This window comes from Natronorubrum sp. A-ect3 (genome assembly GCF_041821125.1).
Lineage (GTDB): Archaea > Halobacteriota > Halobacteria > Halobacteriales > Natrialbaceae > Natronorubrum > Natronorubrum bangense.
Genome location: NZ_JBGUBB010000004.1, coordinates 115,044 through 131,641, shown reverse-complemented (window position 1 = coordinate 131,641; position 16,598 = coordinate 115,044). Strand labels below are relative to the sequence as shown.

General features: G+C 62.2%; 14 protein-coding genes. 12 read left to right on the top strand and 2 right to left on the bottom strand.

Annotation, left to right across the window (positions count from 1 at the left end; genetic code table 11):
• The first annotated feature begins 86 nt into the window (after positions 1-86).
• The 11 genes from ACERJA_RS14575 (at position 87) to ACERJA_RS14525 (ending at position 12,519) form a co-directional block, all read left to right on the top strand.
• Positions 87-1,769 carry an acyl-CoA synthetase gene (locus ACERJA_RS14575; protein ID WP_373608987.1) on the top strand — a complete coding sequence of 561 codons (1,683 nt, stop codon included), beginning with the start codon at positions 87-89 and terminating at the stop codon, positions 1,767-1,769.
• An 87-nt stretch (positions 1,770-1,856) separates the two neighbouring features.
• Positions 1,857-3,023 carry an acyl-CoA dehydrogenase family protein gene (locus ACERJA_RS14570; protein WP_373608986.1) on the top strand — a complete coding sequence of 389 codons (1,167 nt, stop codon included), beginning with the start codon at positions 1,857-1,859 and terminating at the stop codon, positions 3,021-3,023.
• Between the two features lie 2 nt (positions 3,024-3,025).
• Complete coding sequence (locus tag ACERJA_RS14565; RefSeq protein ID WP_373608985.1) at positions 3,026-4,810, top strand: acetyl-CoA carboxylase biotin carboxylase subunit; 1,785 nt, start codon at positions 3,026-3,028, stop codon at positions 4,808-4,810.
• Between the two features lie 2 nt (positions 4,811-4,812).
• The gene (locus ACERJA_RS14560; RefSeq protein WP_373608984.1) at positions 4,813-6,594 is read left to right on the top strand and encodes an acyl-CoA carboxylase subunit beta; all 1,782 of its coding nucleotides are present in this window, start codon (positions 4,813-4,815) and stop codon (positions 6,592-6,594) included.
• 38 nt (positions 6,595-6,632) lie between these two features.
• A complete protein-coding gene (locus tag ACERJA_RS14555) occupies positions 6,633-7,100 on the top strand; it encodes a MaoC family dehydratase (protein WP_373608983.1) in 468 nt (155 codons plus the stop codon).
• Between the two features lie 255 nt (positions 7,101-7,355).
• On the top strand, positions 7,356-8,681 hold the full coding sequence (locus tag ACERJA_RS14550) for an ABC transporter substrate-binding protein (protein ID WP_373608982.1): 1,326 nt from the start codon (positions 7,356-7,358) through the stop codon (positions 8,679-8,681).
• Positions 8,682-8,694: 13 nt separating this feature from the next.
• Positions 8,695-9,621 carry a branched-chain amino acid ABC transporter permease gene (locus tag ACERJA_RS14545; protein ID WP_373608981.1) on the top strand — a complete coding sequence of 309 codons (927 nt, stop codon included), beginning with the start codon at positions 8,695-8,697 and terminating at the stop codon, positions 9,619-9,621.
• Complete coding sequence (locus ACERJA_RS14540; protein ID WP_006065362.1) at positions 9,618-10,646, top strand: branched-chain amino acid ABC transporter permease; 1,029 nt, start codon at positions 9,618-9,620, stop codon at positions 10,644-10,646. Before ACERJA_RS14545 ends, ACERJA_RS14540 begins: the two co-directional genes overlap by 4 nt.
• Positions 10,643-11,401 carry an ABC transporter ATP-binding protein gene (locus ACERJA_RS14535; RefSeq protein WP_373608980.1) on the top strand — a complete coding sequence of 253 codons (759 nt, stop codon included), beginning with the start codon at positions 10,643-10,645 and terminating at the stop codon, positions 11,399-11,401. Before ACERJA_RS14540 ends, ACERJA_RS14535 begins: the two co-directional genes overlap by 4 nt.
• 1 nt (position 11,402) lies before the next feature.
• The gene (locus ACERJA_RS14530; RefSeq protein ID WP_373608979.1) at positions 11,403-12,131 is read left to right on the top strand and encodes an ABC transporter ATP-binding protein; all 729 of its coding nucleotides are present in this window, start codon (positions 11,403-11,405) and stop codon (positions 12,129-12,131) included.
• A gap of 1 nt (position 12,132) precedes the next feature.
• On the top strand, positions 12,133-12,519 hold the full coding sequence (locus ACERJA_RS14525) for a MaoC family dehydratase N-terminal domain-containing protein (RefSeq protein ID WP_373608978.1): 387 nt from the start codon (positions 12,133-12,135) through the stop codon (positions 12,517-12,519).
• Between the two features lie 134 nt (positions 12,520-12,653).
• Here the strand turns inward: ACERJA_RS14525 and ACERJA_RS14520 are convergent, their stop codons facing one another.
• Together ACERJA_RS14520 and ACERJA_RS14515 are read right to left on the bottom strand one after the other, a co-directional pair.
• Complete coding sequence (locus ACERJA_RS14520) at positions 12,654-13,559, bottom strand: amidohydrolase family protein (RefSeq protein ID WP_373608977.1); 906 nt, start codon at positions 13,557-13,559, stop codon at positions 12,654-12,656.
• Between the two features lie 119 nt (positions 13,560-13,678).
• Positions 13,679-15,247 (bottom strand): DNA-directed DNA polymerase II small subunit, encoded by a 1,569-nt coding sequence (locus tag ACERJA_RS14515; protein WP_373608976.1) that lies wholly within the window; start codon positions 15,245-15,247, stop codon positions 13,679-13,681.
• Between the two features lie 141 nt (positions 15,248-15,388).
• On the opposite strand from ACERJA_RS14515, the gene ACERJA_RS14510 reads away from it, so the two are divergent.
• Entirely contained in the window at positions 15,389-16,375 is a 987-nt protein-coding gene (locus ACERJA_RS14510; protein ID WP_373608975.1) for a S26 family signal peptidase, read from the top strand.
• The last annotated feature ends 223 nt before the right edge of the window (positions 16,376-16,598 follow it).

Here is a 16,598-nt window from a genome sequence, read left to right as displayed (position 1 = left end):
GGACGGAACCATTCGTTTCTATTTTACTCATGGATGTTGAAAACATCCGGTGCAGTTATTACTGAGAATGGGACCAGCAGTGGTGTATGCCATCGAGCCACAATCTTCCGGATTACGAGCAGGTTCGCGAGGAATTTAGCTGGGACGACCTCTACAATGCGGCTGACTGGGACGCACCGGGTGAACTGAACATCGCCCACGAGGTCTGTGATCGACACGCCGAGAACAAGGAGAAAGTCGCCCTCTATCAGGTGGGCGAGGACGGTGAGTTGACGACGCTGACGTTCTGGGAGTTGGCCAACCAGACGAGTCAGTTCGCGAACGTCCTCGAGGATCTCGGTATCGACCAGGGCGATCGGGTCTTCTCCTACATGCCCCGAATCCCCGAACACTACGTCGCGCTGGTGGGGACGCTCAAACGCGGGGCCGTCTTCGGCGGCATCAACGAGCGCTTCGGCCCCGACGGCATCTCCTATCGGCTGGACGACTGTGATGCGAAAGCGATCGTCACCACCGCCGACAACCGCGACACCGTCGAAGCGGCCCTCGAGGACGCCCCGTCGGTCGAACACGTCATCATCGTCAGCGACGACGGGACGGGCATTCGACGCGGCGACGTCAGCTACTACAGCGAGATGGAGACGGCGAGTCGCGAGTACGAGCCGGCGGCGACGGGCGGCGAGGACGACGCCTTGCTCTACTACACCAGCGGCACAACGGGGCTGGCGAAAGGTGTCCGACACAAACACCGGTGGGTTACCGGTGTCGCCGCCACCCAGAAGTACGCTGTCGACCTCCAGGAGGGCGACTGCTACTGGTCGACGGGCGATCTGGGCTGGCTGACCGGCCCGATCAACACGCTCGGGGCCTGGTTCTGGGGCACTGCCCTGTTCACCTACGAGGGCGAGTTCGACCCCGAAACGTGGGCCGATTTGCTCGATGAATTCCCCATCACGGTGTTGTTCTCGGTGCCGACGGCCTACCGGATGCTGCGCGAACACGAGGAGGTCCTCGAGGACGTCACGCTTGATCTGCGACACGCGCTGTCGATCGGCGAACCACTCTCGGCGGGCGTCGTCGAATGGGGCGAGGAGACGCTTGGGGTGACGATCCACGACACCTACGGCCAGACCGAGACGGGCAACATGATTATCAACAACTATCCGACGATGGAGCTCCGGCCGGGCTCGATGGGCAAGCCGCTGCCCGGGGTCGAGGCCGATATCGTCGATCCGGAGACGGGCGAAGTCCTCGAGGCCGGCGAAACGGGCGAGATTGCCCAACGCGGGGACTACCCCTGCTTCTTCGCGGAGTACTGGCAGAAACCAGAGAAGACCGCGGAGTGTTTCATCGATGGTCCCGACGGCGAGTGGTATCTCTCGGGCGACCTCGCCCACAAAGACGAGGACGGCTACCTCTGGTTCGAGGGTCGGGCTGACGACGTCATCCTCTCGTCGGGCTACCGGATCGGCCCCTTCGAGGTCGAGAGTTCACTCGGCGAACACGAGGCCGTCGCCGAGTCCGCCGTCGTGCCCAAACCCCACCGCGAGCGGGGCAACATCGTGAAAGCCTACATCGTGCCAAGCGAGGGGACGACGACCTCCGACGACCTCAAAGAGGAGATCAAAGCCCACGTGCGAGACGAGCTCTCGGCCCACGAGTACCCCCGTGAGATCGAGTTCCGCGAGGAACTGCCAAAGACGGTCACCGGGAAGATCCGCCGGACGGAGCTCCAAGACGAGGTCGAAGAGGAAGTCGAGGCGGCCTGATCAGATCCGAACGCCTCGAGTAGAGCGATCGAACGACGCGAGAGCAGCAATCCGGGATGTCCCGGACGATACGATACGAATCCACCGATGAACTTCGAAGACACACACGAACGGTCGATGATCCGCCAGACAGCGGCGGAGATCGCCGAGCAGTATGGACCGGAACACTGGCGCGAGAAAGAAGAAAACGGCGAGTTCTCCACGGAATTCTGGAACGAACTCGGCGAGGCCGGCTTCCACGGTCTCCTCGTCCCCGAGGAGTACGACGGCGCTGGCATGGGAATGCAGGAGATGGGGTTGGCCATGGAAACCCTCTGTGCAGAGGGCTGTGGCATGGCTGGCACGTGGTATCTCGTGTTGACCGCCGGGATGGCCGCCGTCGGCATCCGCGAAAACGGCACCGAGGCACAGAAAGAACGCTACCTGCCCGACATCGCAACCGGCGCGCGTAACTTCTCGATCGGGATCACCGAGCCCGAGGCGGGGACGAACACGCTCAACGTGGCCACTCGAGCCGAAAAGGATGGCGACGAGTACGTGCTCAACGGGAAGAAGGCGTGGATCACGTTCGCGGATCGAGCCGACAACATGATCCTCGTCACGCGGACGACCCCTCGAGAGGACGTCGACCGCGGCACCGACGGGATCAGCCTCTTCGTCGTCGATATGGACGACCCGAACATCGACGTCTCCCCAATTCCCAAACACGCGATGAACTACTCGAAGTCGTGTGAGGTCTTCCTCGAGAACGTCCGCGTGCCCGAGGAGAACCTGCTGGGCGAGGAAGACGACGGCTGGTGGGTGCTGGTCGACATGCTGAACCCCGAGCGCATCGGCTTTGCGGCCGCCGGCACCGGGATCGGCAAACTCGCCTCGAACGCAGCGATCCAGTACGCCAACGACCGCGAGATCTTCGGCGCACCGATCGGCACCCATCAGGCCGTCTCGTTCCCGATCACGGAAGCCTACGCGAAGATGGAGACGGCCGCACTCATGCGCGAGAAGGCCGCCTGGCTCTACGATCAGGGCGAGGAGTGTGGCTACGAGACCAACGTCGCGAAGGCGACGGCCGTCGACGCCGGCATCGAGGCAGTCAAACACTCGATGCAGGCCTTTGGCGGCTGGGGGTACGCCACGGAGTACGACGTCGAACGCTGGTGGCGCGAGATCAACCTCACGCGACTCGCACCCGTCTCCCAGCAGATGGCGTACAACCACATCGGCCAACAGCTCGGCTTCCCCAAATCCTACTGACCATGTTTGAGAAACTACTGGTCGCGAACCGCGGCGAAATCGCCGTCCGCGTCATGAGCGCCTGTGAAGAACTCGACATTGCAACGGTCGCCGTCTACAGCGACGCCGACCGCGACGCCGGCCACGTCGACTACGCCGACGAAGCGTACAACGTCGGCCCCGCGCCGGCGAGCGAGTCGTATCTCGACGGCGAGACGATCATCGAGGTCGCCAACCGGGCGGGAGCCGACGCGATCCACCCCGGCTACGGCTTCCTCGCGGAAAACGCCGCGTTCGCAAGCCAGGTCGAGGACGCCGAAGGGATCACCTGGGTCGGTCCCTCGAGCGACGCCATGACGGCCTTAGGCGAGAAGACCAACGCTCGCCGGATCATGCAGGCAGCCGACGTCCCGGTCGTGCCGGGGACGACCGACTCCGTCGAGTCGGCCGCCGAGGTGCGCGAGCTGGGCGCAGACTTTGGCTACCCGATCGCCATCAAGGCCGAAGGCGGTGGTGGCGGCCGCGGCATGAAGATCGTCCACGGCGACGACGAGGTCGAAGACGCCTTCGAGAGCGCCAAACGCGAAGGCGAGGCCTACTTCGACAACGACTCGGTCTACGTCGAGAAGTTCCTCGAGGCCCCGAAACACGTCGAGGTCCAGATTCTCGCGGACGAACACGACACGGCGCTGCATCTCGGTGAACGAGACTGCTCGCTTCAGCGTCGCCATCAGAAGGTGATCGAGGAAGCGCCGAGCCCGGCCCTCGATTCGGGGCTTCGCGAGGCGATCGGCGACGCGGCCCGCCGGGGCGTCCGCGAGGCCGACTACACGAACGCGGGCACGGTGGAGTTCCTTGTCGAAGATGGGGAGTTCTACTTCATGGAGGTCAACACCCGGATTCAGGTTGAACACACCGTCAGCGAGGAGGTAACTGGCATCGACATCGTCCGCGAACAGCTCCGCATCGCAGCCGGCGAGGAACTCCCCTACACGCAAGACGACATCGAGATCGATGGCCACGCGATGGAGTTCCGGATCAACGCCGAAAACCCCGCGAACGGGTTCGCGCCGACGCCGGGCACGTTGTCTACCTACGACCCGCCGGGTGGCCTCGGCGTCCGGATCGACGACGCGATCGAAAAGGGCGACGTGATCGCCGGCGACTACGACTCGATGATCGCGAAGCTGATCGTTCGCGCGCCGACTCGAGAGCGCTGTCTCGAGCGCTCCCGACGAGCACTCACCCACTTCGACGTCGGCGTCGAGACGACGATTCCGTTCCACCGGCTGATGCTCGATGACGAGACGTTCCGCGCGGGCGCACACACGACGAACTATCTTGACGAGACGGTCAGCGACGATGACCTCGCAGCCGCCGTCGAACGCTGGAGTACGGCCGTCGACGACGACGGCGCGACCGGCAGCGACTCGACGAACGACCTTGTCGTCGAGGTCGAGGGACAGCGGTTCGACGTCGCCGTCACTGGGGACATCCCGCGGGCAGCCAGCAGTAACGGCGGGGCCGACGCGGGCGGCTCCGCAACGGGATCGACGGCCTCGAGCACCGGCAGTGCCGGTGGACAGGTCACCACGAGCGACGCAGTGACAGCCGAGATGCAGGGCACCGTGCTCTCCGTGAACGTCTCCCCCGGCGAACGAGTCGCACAGGGTGAGGTCGTCTGCGTCCTCGAGGCGATGAAGATGGAAAACGACGTGGTGGCACCGGCCGCCGGCACCGTCGCGGACGTTGCCGTGACGGACGGTGACACAGTTGATATGGGCGACCCACTGGTCGTCTTAGAGTAACGATGGAACTGAGAATCAACACGACGGCAACCGAGCAGGAAGCACAGGCGATCGCGAAGGCACTCGCCTCGCACTTCGGCGAGGACGTCGAGCTGTACGCCCAACGGGGTGACGACCTCCTTGCGAGTGCCTCGCCCAAGGCGAGCGCAGGCGACGCGACGACCGGCGAAACGGCGACCGGCGACGGCGGCAGTGCGGAGCCGCTTGGCCCGACCGCCCGCGAGGAGACGCTGCAAGCCGAGATCGACGACATCCTCGAGGGCGGCCCCGAGAAGTACCGCGAGCGCCTCTCCGACCAGGGGAAGCTGTTCGTCCGCGACCGGCTCGATCTCTGGTTCGGCGAGGACGGCCTCTCGTTCGAAGACGGCAAGTTCGCCAACTTCGACGCGTGGCATCCGAGCGGCCAGGACAGCGACCCCGAGTCGGACGATCGACTGCCCGCGGACGGGCTGATCACCGGCGCTGCCGAGTTCGAGGGTCGAGATCTGCATTTCATGGCCAACGACTTCACCGTCAAGGCGGGGTCGATGGCCGAGAAAGGCGTCGAGAAGTTCCTCCGGATGCAACAGCGGGCGCTGAAAACCGGTCGGCCGGTGCTGTACCTGATGGACTCCTCGGGCGGCCGGATCGACCAGCAAAGCGGGTTCTTCGCGAACCGTGAAGGGATCGGGAAATACTACTACAACCACTCGATGCTGTCGGGCCGCGTGCCACAGATCTGCGTGCTCTACGGCCCCTGTATCGCCGGAGCCGCCTACACACCGGTATTTGCCGACTTCACCGTCATGGTTCGAGACGTCTCGGCGATGGCGATCGCCTCCCCGCGGATGGTCGAGATGGTCACCGGCGAGGAGATCGACCTGCAGGATCTCGGTGGTCCGGACGTCCACGCCCGGCATTCGGGCAGCGCGGACCTGATCGCCGAAGACGAGGAACACGCCCGCGAACTCGTCGCGAAACTCATCGGCTACCTGCCGGACAACGCAGACGAGGAGCCACCGCAGACCGAGGGGACGGCTCCCGCACGGGCCCCCGAGGGGATCGATTCAGTCGTCCCACAGGAACCGAACCGTGGCTACGACATGAACGACGTCATCGAGCGCGTCGTCGACGCCGGCTCGACACTCGAGCTCCGGCCGGAGTACGGCCCGGAGATCATCACGTCCTTCGCTCGTATCGACGGCCGGCCGATCGGGATCGTCGCCAACCAGCCAAACCACCGCGCTGGTGCGATCTTCCCCGACGCCGCCGAAAAGGCCGCGGGGTTCATCTGGACCTGCGACGCCTACGATATCCCGCTGTTGTACCTGTGTGACACGCCCGGCTTCATGGCCGGCTCACAGGTCGAGAAAGACGGCATCTTAGAGCAGGGCAAGAAGATGATCTACGCGACGTCCTCGGCGACGGTGCCCAAACAGTCCGTCGTCGTCCGCAAAGCCTACGGCGCGGGGATCTACGCCATGTCGGGGCCGGCCTACGATCCGGAAGGCGTGATCGGCCTGCCGAGCGGCGAGATCGCCATTATGGGCCCCGAAGCGGCGATCAACGCCGTCTACGCGAACAAGCTGGCCGCGATCGACGACCCGGACGAACGCGCCGAAAAAGAGCAGCAACTGCGAGAGGAGTACCGCGAGGATATCAACGTCCACCGGATGGCCAGCGAGGTCGTCATCGACGAGATCGTGGCGCCGAGTTCGCTTCGGGAGGAACTCGAGGCCCGCTTTGCGTTCTACGAGACCGTCGAGAAAGACCTGCCGGACAAGAAACACGGGACGATCCTCTAAGCACGAACTACAAGAACAATCATATAACAGACATATTTATGACTGGACTGTACTACGAGGAGTTCGACGTTGGGGAAACGATCGCCCACGAGCGCCGACGGACGATCAGCGAGAGCGACAACCAGCGGTTCTGTGATATGACGATGAACCAGCAGCCGTTGCATCTCGACGCGGCGTTTGCGTCCGAGACGGCGTTCGGCGAACGGCTGGTCAACGGCCTCTACACGATGTCGCTCGCGGTCGGTATCACGATTCCCGAGACGACTGACGGCACCATCGTCGCCAACCTCTCGTATGACGACGTCGAGCATCCGGAACCGGTCTTTCACGGCGACACGATCCGCGCACAGTCAACGGTGACGGAGAAACGAGAAACCAGCGACGGCGAACGGGGCATCGTCACCATGCACGTCGAGGTGTTCAAAGTCAACGACCCGGAGGAGCCGCTGGTCTGTGAGTTCGACCGTACCATCCTTTCGATAAAACGAGCCAATGATGAACCGTAACCAACAGCACCAACCGATTCGATGGCAGCCTCCGGCCACCGCTTGGCCGTTGGCGACCACACTGCGGTGGCCGTCGGTGCGATACCCGACGGGCACCCCACCAAGGACTCGAGAGTCCAAGCCACCACCCGCGCGGGCAGCGGCGATCGACGGTCGGCAAGGGGACTCGCTGAGGCGGATTTCAGACACACGGACAGCCACACAGGGCAGTACAATGAACGACGTAAATAACACGCAGCTGAGGGGAAACGGAGTATGAGAGAATCACGACTATCACGCCGAACGTATCTGAAAGGGGCAGCGGCACTGTCGGGCGTCAGCATGACAGCCGGCTGTGCGCTCTTAGACGAGGATCTGGGACAGGAGACCATCGAAGGCATTCCGGACGAACCGTTCCGGATCGCACAGATCCTGTTCGAATCCGGACCGGCCGCGTTCTACGGCGAACAGGCGATGAACGCGACCGATATGCTCGTCGACCAGATCAACGAGGAGGGTGGCCTCCTCGGCGAGCGCGAGATCGAAATCGTCGACAGACTCGACGAAGGTGCTGGTCTGGACTCGCTCATCAGCGAAGTGCAGGCGATCGCTCAAGAGGGAGAGGTCGACATGCTCTTTAGCATCATCTCGAGTGCGCACGTGCTTGGGGTTGCACCGGCGGCAAACGATCAGCAGATGCCGTTTCTGGTGACGATGCCCGGGACGTACCAGCTGTTCGAGGAGAACCCGGAGATGGACCACGTCGTCCGCACAGCCGGCTCGAACGCTGCGGGCGCGATCGGGGCCGTCCGGATGGCCGAGCAGATGGACGACGTTGAGACGGTCGTGACGATCGATCCCGACTACGCCTGGGGCCACGACCATCAGGAGATGTTCGAGACGGCTCTTGGGAACGTCAGGCCGGATATCGACGTCGTCGAATCGCGCTACCCCGATCTGGGTGAGACCGACTACAGCGCCCACGTGAGCGCGATCGCCAGCGAGGAGCCAGATCTCCTGTTCTCGAGTCTATGGGGCGGAGATACGGCGACATTCGTCTCGCAGGGCGTCGACGGCGGGCTGTTCGACCAGATCGGTGAAGCGCTGCTCATCGGGGACACCGGAGCACCGTTGCTTCGCTCTCTCGGCGGCGATATGCCAGAGAATGTCTGGCTTGGTGGGCGGGCTGGCTACCAACCCACCTACCGTTACGACGAGGATGAGGATCATCAGCAGTTCGTCGACGACTACTATGACCGGTACGGTGAGTACCCAGGCTGGGGAGCTTACCACGACTGGGCCGGCCTGAAGACGCTCCAGGAGGGCGTCGAACGAGCCGTCTCGATCATCGGCGACTGGCCGACCGGCGAACAGCTCATGGCGTCGATGAACGACATCTCAGTCGAGATGCCACACGGTCAACACACGATGCGTGGCCCTCAGGCGGCCGCGCCTGCCGTCTTCGGGCGGCCAACGGAGGACCACGACTTCCCCGTTGACCACCCGCTGACGACCGATTTCGAGTTCATCGCCGCGACGGAAGTGAACCCGCCCACAGATGTCCCAACGATGGAGTGGGTTGAGGAAATCGAGCCGCTCTAATGGAGGACGACCAATGATACCAGAAACACTCCTAGGACAGCCGTTCGTGCTGGGACATACGTTCAACGGGCTCTACTTCGCAGCCCTGTTGTTTTTCGCCTCGGTCGGGTTGACGCTCGTGTTCGGCATTCTCAACCTGCTGAACATGGCCCACGCCGCGTTCTACGGGCTGGGGGCGTACGTCGCCGTCTGGACGCTCAACAACATCGGCGACATCACGACGACGATGGCCGCGCTACTGTTCGTGCTCGTCTTCGTGATCCCGATCGTGGTGTTCGTGTTAGCTGCAGCCCTCGACAAGACGGTGTTCGCACCGCTGTACGAGATCGAGCCGGTGTATCAGCTCCTGGCCACGTTCGGTGTGATCCTCATGCTCGATGATATCATCAAGTATCTCTGGGGGGCGACACCGATCAGCGTCGACGCCGCAACTAATCCATCACGACAGTTGGGAACGGTCGACGTTCTCGGGGCATCGATCTCGACCTACCGATCGTTCGTCATCCTGGTCGCTGTTCTCTGTGCCGTCGGACTCTACCTGATGTTCGTCAAAACGAAGATCGGGAAGATCTCCCAGGCGATGTCCGAGGACTACGAGATGGTCCAGATGCTCGGGATCAACGTCACCCGAGTTCGCGTGCTCATCTTCAGCCTCTCGATCGCAATCGCCGCCCTCGGTGGGGCCCTGTTCGTGCCGTTTGCCGTGGCCACGCCAGCCGTGACACTCGAGTACGTGTTGCTCTCGTTCGCCGTCATCGTCATCGGCGGACTCGGGAGCCTCAAGGGTGTCGTCGTCGCCTCGCTCATCATCGGGATGGTGCGAAGCTTCGGTATTGCGTACGTCCCAGCGATCGAGTTGGCGATCGTCTTCGCGTTAATGGTGGTCGTCATCATCGTCAGACCAGAGGGGCTGTTCGGCGATGAGGGGGTGGTCGAATGAGCACCCGCTTGCCGACGTTCCAGAACGTCGAACTGGCAGAGACACTCCAGGACTGGCGGCTCCTCTCGGGTATCATCCTGTTTGTCGTGCTTGCTCTGTACCCGGCTCTGACGGGGAACGCCTACCACACGCGACTGCTGACGTGGATCATGTGTTTTGCCATCGCAGCAATCGGCTTCAACATCGTCCTCGGCTACACAGGGCTGTTGTCGTTCGGTCACGCGGCGTTTTTCGGCACCGGAATGTACACCGTCGTGCTCATGATGGGGCGAGTCGGGATCAACGATCTCGTGTTGTTGATGCTGCTTGCAATGCTCACGTCCGGGATTGTCGGTGCCATCATCGGCGCACTGACCGTCAAAACACACGAGATCTACTTCGCACTGTTGACGTTGGCACTGGCACAGCTCCTGTATATCCTTGCCATCCGGGACATCGGCGGTCTCACACGCGGGACGGATGGGATCGGTCTCAGCCGCCCCGACTTCTTCGGGATCCCGATCAGTGAGCTCCCAGCACAGATCTACCTGATGGGGTTTTACTACCACTTCGTGTTAGTGTTCCTGACCGCGACCATCATCCTGCTCTGGTTCATCCTTCGGTCGCCGTTCGGGCTCACGCTGAAGATGATCCGTGAAAACGAGATGCGAGCGGAGATGACAGGCGTTCCAGTCCTTCGATACCGCGTCTACTCGATGGTCCTGTCGGCGATGATCGTCGGTCTCGGTGGCGCACTGTACGCCGTCCTGATCGGCCACATCACCCCGGAGTATCTCGACTGGACGATGTCGGGCGAGATCGTCTTCATGGCACTGCTCGGTGGCATCGGCACCTTCCTCGGTCCGGTTGTCGGTGCCGGTGGCTTCATCGTGCTCCAAGAGTTGGCGCTGTCGTACACCGAGTACTGGCACTTTACGATGGGGCTCGTGCTGTTCGTCGTCGTCCTGACGCTGCGCGAGAAAGGCATCTGGGGCGGTGCCAAGATGCTCGTAGAGCGACTCAACGACCGGCGAGGTGAACAATGAGTACAGAGCCAATCCTCAGAACGGAAAACGTTCGCAAAGACTTCGGGAGTATCGTCGCCGTCGATGGCGTTAGCGTCGATTTTTACGACGACGAGATCGTCGGCATCATCGGCCCAAACGGAGCCGGCAAGACCACGTTCACGAACCTCATCTCAGGTGCGCTGCCACTGACTGACGGCACCATCATCTTCGACGGTGAGGACATTTCCGGCCTGCAGAAGTACAAGCGAGTCCGCAGAGGACTCGTCCGTTCGTTTCAGATCCCACAGATATACGACGAGATGACGGTGTTCGAGAACATGCAGGCGAGCGTACTCTCGCGAAAACAGGAGAACAACCGCCTGTTCATGCCAACCATCCGAGATAGCGCCTCCGTCAGCGAGACGGAACGGCTTCTCGAGTTGTTCAACCTCGAGGCCCACGCCGACGATCACACCGAGCATCTCCCACACGGGGTTCGAAAGGTACTCGACGTGGCGATGTCGTTCGCACTCGAGCCGGAGATCATGATTCTCGATGAGCCGACAAGCGGCGTCGGCTCACGTGAGAAAAACGCCGTCATGGAGACGATCACCGAGGCAGCGGTCGAACAGAACATCGGCCTGATATTCATCGAACACGACATGGAACTCATTCGTGATTACTCCGATCGGATCATCGCCCTCCACGAGGGGCGCGTGCTCGCCGACGACGATGTCGCAGCCGTAATGGAGTCAGAAGAGGTCAACCAGTTCATCCTCGAGGGGGGTGTTTGAGATGAGCCAAGAGCCACTGCTCGAGATCGAAGACATCACGGTGACACTCGACAAGGCGACCGTCCTCGAGGACGTCTCGATCCGGATCGAGCCGGGCGAGACGGTCGCGCTGATCGGCCGTAACGGAGCCGGCAAGACGACGACGTTCCGGACGGTGATGGGACAGACGTCGATTCAGAACGGCTCGATCCGTGTACGGGGCACCGATCTGACGGACCAGCCCTCGCGGACGCGGATTCAACACGGGATCGGGTTCGCCCCGGAGGATCGACGGCTGTTTACGACGCTTACCGTCGAGGACAACATCCAGATGTCAACCTGGGGCAGCAGTTCGATCAGCGACGAGGAGTTTCAGACGCGTCGCGACCAGATTCTCGACATCTTCCCGGAGATGGAAGAGTTCTTAGATCGGCCTGCCGGTCAGCTCAGCGGCGGCGAACAGAAGATGGTCACGGTCGGCCGGGCGCTCGCTTCGGACCCGGATATCGTGTTGCTCGACGAACCGTTCGAAGGGCTTGCGCCGTCGGTACGAGAGCGCTTCCGTGAGGGTGTCGAGCGTATCAAAGACCTCGGTATCGCGATCGTCGTCGCAGAGTCGAACGTCCGCCATGCGGGAGAGATCGCCGACCGCGGATACGTGATCGAACGCGGTGAGATCGTCACCAGTATCGACGAGGGCGAACCGATCGTCGACAACACAGAGATCAAGCGCATCTTCGAAGGCAGCTAGCATGGAGGGGCCAATCGAAGGGGAGACACACACGTTCGAACGAACGTTCACGACCGACGATGTCGAACGGTTCGCAGCGCTGTCGGGCGACAGACAGGATCAGCATACAGAACCCGACAAGGACGGGCGACTGCTGGTCCACGGTCTGCTGACCGCGACGCTGCCGACGAAAATCGGCGGGGATCTCGAGGTCCTCGCAACGGAGATGACGTTCCAGTTCCGCCAGCCGGTCTACACTGGCGAGCAGATCACCTGTCTGTGGACGTTCGACACCGTCGACGAACAGGGCGACCGCTACGCCGTCACCGTCGATGTCGAGTGTACGAACAGCAATGGGGAGTCCGTTCTCACCGGCGATATCGAGGGCCTCATCTGGAAGACATCCTGATACTGCCAGACAGCAGTCAGTGCCCGCCCGATCACGTCTCACGGCTTGTCGCCGAAGGCGACGATCGTTCGCGTACGACCGGTGCGTGAATGGTGTTTTCTGGCATATAAGCGGGCGACAGCGCTATCGAACGATCAGAGTGCAGACTCGAGTCCGCCTTCGACGTCGAGTCCGAGGTAGTCCGCAGCCGTCCGATAGAAGAGGTCTCGAGTCGTCTCTCGAGGGAGGTCACGAGCCAGCAACCCGGCCCGTTCGTTGCGGTAGGGGTAGGGGATGTTCGGGAAGTCCGAGCCGTACATGATGGAGTCCGAGAGCTCGATAAGGGTGTCGTCCGAGATCGTCGAGGGATCGAATCCCATGGTCTCCTCGGCCGAGGTCGACATCGCGAACGTCGTATCGAGGTAGACGGTCTCGTGCTCGCGGGCGAACGCGAGAAACCGGTCGACCTCGTAGGTGCCCATATGCGCACAGCAGACTCGCACATCCGGGTAGGAGTCGATCAGTTCGGCAAAAGCGTCGGCACCGACGAACTCGGTGCCCTCGAACATCGGTGCCGTCCCGCCGTGATAAGTGATCGGCCGATCGTGCGCTGCCGCGACCTCGAGCGCTGGTTCGAGTCGTGCGTCTGCGGGGCGACACTCTTGGACAGGACAGTGAATTTTTAGGCCTCGAGCGCCCGCGTCGAACGCGTCTCTGGCGATTTCGCTGACAGCCTCGTCATCAGGGTGAACCGTCGCGAACGGAAGCATCATGTCGGAGTCGGCGGCGTGCTCGAGCAGCCAGTCGTTCAACCCGCGGGCGATGCCAGCCTTGTGTGCATACGGGAGGGCGACGTAGGCCTCGACGCCCGCCGCACGGAGGACAGTCTCGATACCCGGACGCGTCGTCGGACTCGAGAACTCCCAGCCGGCCTCGTCACTGAGCGACCGACGAATCGCAGCGGCGAGGCGCTGGGGAAACAGGTGCGTGTGGGCATCGATCGCCGGGGTGAAAGCGGCCGATTGCTCCTCGGATGGCGTCTGTGACTCGGAGGGTGACATGGGAAACAACAGCGGTCGTGTGTACCATGCTCACGAGGCTGTTAGATAGGTGTACTGCAACCGGCGAGACATGAACGGAGTCAGACGCTCGAGTCTAGGTCAGTGTGGATTCGAACGGTTTAGCTGAACTTCTGGACGGTCACATCGAGCGTATCGAGATCGACGATCGGGGCGTAGCCGGCGTCAGGATCGATGTTGACGCTTTTCTGGAAGTCGGTCTGGGACTGCCAGCAGCCGGAGTTGATGGCGAGGACGTTGTGGTACTTGCCGAAGCCGAGTTTGTGGACGTGGCCGGTGTGGAAGATGTCAGGAACGTCTTCCATGATGAGATAATCCTGCTCTTCGGGTGCCAGTCGGGTGTGGCCCCCGAACTGAGGAGCGACGTGGCGCTTTTTGAGCAGTTGGTACATCGCCTTGTGTGGCTCCTCGTAGCTCGCTTTCTCCTCGGGGAGTTCGGCGATGACCTCGTCCAAACTGACGCCGTGGTACATCAACACGGAGACGCCCTCGAGCGTCACTGTCGAGGGGTTGCTCACGATTCGTGGATCGTGGGCCGACATGATCGCTCGAAGATCCTCGTTGAATCCGGGCTGGGGCTCTGCGAGACGGACAGCGTCGTGGTTGCCCGGGATCATGACGATCTCGATGTCGCCGGGCACCTGCTTGAGATACTCGTTGAACACCTCGTACTGCTCGTAGATGTCGATAATGTCGAGTTCTTCGTCCTGATCGGGATAGATCCCGACGCCCTCGACCATGTCGCCCGCGATCAACAGATACTCGACGTGTTGGGCCTGTTTCGTGTGCAGCCAGTCGGTAAACCGGTTCCAGGCGTCGTGCATGAACTCCTGGCTGCCGACGTGGACGTCGCTGATCAGCGCCGCCTGCACGTGGCGGTCGGCCGTCGATGGCTCGTGCGTTCGCGGGATGTCGGGAAAGTACATCGAGTCGACGAACGCGATCCCAGAGTCATCAGCGAGCGTCCCTTCCATCGCTAACACCTCATCGCAGAGCAACTCGCCGACCAGATCGGCGTACTCTCGGTCTTTCATCACCAGCCACGGGAACGTTCCCGTCGCGTCCTCGAGTTCGACCAGCCAGTGGCCGCTCGCGGTCGATCGAATATCGTTGACCAACCCAACCATCCCGACCTCACCGCCACCGGGCATGTTCTGTATCGCCGTTGCCGGCCGGTGGTTGATCCGCCCTCGTAGTTTCGAGCCGAGTCGCTCGAGACGGTCTCGAAAGACGGAGACGAAGTCGCTGTACTCGCCGGTCCCCGTGCTTTCGCCGGTCATATCACCGATAATCTCGAGCGATCGGAGATCGGGGTTGGCCGACCGTCCGGCGTCCGAAGACCCCCCCGTTTCGACTGGAGTCGCACCATCCGTGGCTGCCGGATTCGGTGCCGACGTTCCAGTCGAAACGGAGGGGTCGTCAGCGTCGTGTCCGGGCGACGGTTCCCGGCCGCCAGCCGTCGAGTTCGCATCCGAGCCAGTCGCCGCAAGCGCTGCTTGGACGTGTTCGGTTCGAACCACTAGGGTATCATCAGACACCGCCTCCATAACGCGCTCGAGGGCTGCGTGCGGATCGTCTGCCGACGAGAGCTGTGTAACCGCCTCGCGTTCGGCATTGTACCCACGGCTTGTGAGTTCGCTGACGATCCGGGCTGACGCCTCGAGTGGCACACCTCTCGCATTCGTGAGCGAAAAGAAAAGGATACCGCAATACGGCGATCGGTGGCCGAGCCGACAGCGCACTCGTGGACAGTTTCAGTTCTGGTGGTGCGAACAGAAGGTTGATTGTGAGCCCCAGCAAAACGGGTGACGATGAGCGGCCCTAGCCCCGGTGGCCCACCTGACGATTCTGGAGATTCCACAGACGACTCTGGTGGTCGGTCCACCGACGATCGTACTCGACAGGACGACCGCGATCGTGACCGGCAGGACCGACCCAATACTGACGACTGGACACCACCGGAGGCGTCATCCGAACCGCCCGAGAAAGCCGCCGGCACCGACAGCGTAACGATCGAAGACGACGGCGTCGTCCGCTGGCTTCTGAAATCCGAAAACGAGAGCGTCGTCCTCGCTCGAGACGTTGCAAGCAGCGTCGCCATCGTCGCAGTCATCGGCTTGCTTCTCTTTGGCCTCAGCGGAGTTTGGCCGCCACTGGTCGCCGTCGAAAGCGGCAGTATGGAGCCGAACATGCACCGGGGCGATCTCATCTTCGTCGTTGATGATGATCGATACGCCGGCGATTATCCCGTCGAAGGCACCGGCGTCGTCCCCCTCGAGCATGGCGAAGCAAGCGGGCACGAGAAGTTCGGTGAGGCTGGCGACGTCATCGTCTTCCGACCAAACGGCGACCCGGGCGAGACACCGGTGATACACCGTGCTCACTTCTGGGTCGAAGAGGGCGAGAACTGGGTCGAAACCAAAGCCGACGAGGATATCATCGGCGATACGACCTGCGCTGACATCCAAACCTGTCCCGCAAATCACGACGGGTTCATCACGAAAGGCGATGCGAACAGCGGCTACGACCAGCATCAGGGTGGTGCCCAAACAGACGTTGTCAGAACTGAGTGGGTCACTGGAAAAGCGATGTTCCGCGTCCCGTGGCTCGGCCACGTTCGGCTGACGTTCGACGCGATTCTGGGCGGGATGCTCGCCCCGACTCCGGTCATCGGGAGCGCGTCGGCAACAGCCATCGGTTCCAGTGCAACCGCGGCCCAGGCTAGCGTCGCCGGTGTGACCGGAGTGGCCGGAGCCACCGCCAGCGTCGCCGTCGCTATCGGTCGACGGCGGAGCTAAATCGCCAGTCCGCAGTTGAATGTCGCCAGCCTGTCGTTGGATTTTGACGGTGGGATGATTGCCGGTGAAGCGATCCTCGAGTCGAAACGACGGCGTTGACTATAGTAGCCACTGGAAAGCAATGCACACCCGATTGCAGGACGACATTGCGATCGATGTGTAAAGCAGGACGACATCGTGGTGGATGTGCAAATCGTTTCAGTAGCGGATATAGCGACCGCTC

Excerpts from the sequence above, each read along its gene's own strand:
- ACERJA_RS14575 (WP_373608987.1), top strand. The coding sequence starts at position 87 with ATGCCATCGAGCCACAATCTTCCGGATTACGAGCAGGTTCGCGAGGAA.
- ACERJA_RS14570 (WP_373608986.1), top strand. The coding sequence starts at position 1,857 with ATGAACTTCGAAGACACACACGAACGGTCGATGATCCGCCAGACAGCG.
- ACERJA_RS14565 (WP_373608985.1), top strand. The coding sequence starts at position 3,026 with ATGTTTGAGAAACTACTGGTCGCGAACCGCGGCGAAATCGCCGTCCGC.
- ACERJA_RS14560 (WP_373608984.1), top strand. The coding sequence starts at position 4,813 with ATGGAACTGAGAATCAACACGACGGCAACCGAGCAGGAAGCACAGGCG.
- ACERJA_RS14555 (WP_373608983.1), top strand. The coding sequence starts at position 6,633 with ATGACTGGACTGTACTACGAGGAGTTCGACGTTGGGGAAACGATCGCC.
- ACERJA_RS14550 (WP_373608982.1), top strand. The coding sequence starts at position 7,356 with ATGAGAGAATCACGACTATCACGCCGAACGTATCTGAAAGGGGCAGCG.
- ACERJA_RS14545 (WP_373608981.1), top strand. The coding sequence starts at position 8,695 with ATGATACCAGAAACACTCCTAGGACAGCCGTTCGTGCTGGGACATACG.
- ACERJA_RS14540 (WP_006065362.1), top strand. The coding sequence starts at position 9,618 with ATGAGCACCCGCTTGCCGACGTTCCAGAACGTCGAACTGGCAGAGACA.
- ACERJA_RS14535 (WP_373608980.1), top strand. The coding sequence starts at position 10,643 with ATGAGTACAGAGCCAATCCTCAGAACGGAAAACGTTCGCAAAGACTTC.
- ACERJA_RS14530 (WP_373608979.1), top strand. The coding sequence starts at position 11,403 with ATGAGCCAAGAGCCACTGCTCGAGATCGAAGACATCACGGTGACACTC.
- ACERJA_RS14525 (WP_373608978.1), top strand. The coding sequence starts at position 12,133 with ATGGAGGGGCCAATCGAAGGGGAGACACACACGTTCGAACGAACGTTC.
- ACERJA_RS14520 (WP_373608977.1), bottom strand. The coding sequence starts at position 13,559 with ATGTCACCCTCCGAGTCACAGACGCCATCCGAGGAGCAATCGGCCGCT.
- ACERJA_RS14510 (WP_373608975.1), top strand. The coding sequence starts at position 15,389 with ATGAGCGGCCCTAGCCCCGGTGGCCCACCTGACGATTCTGGAGATTCC.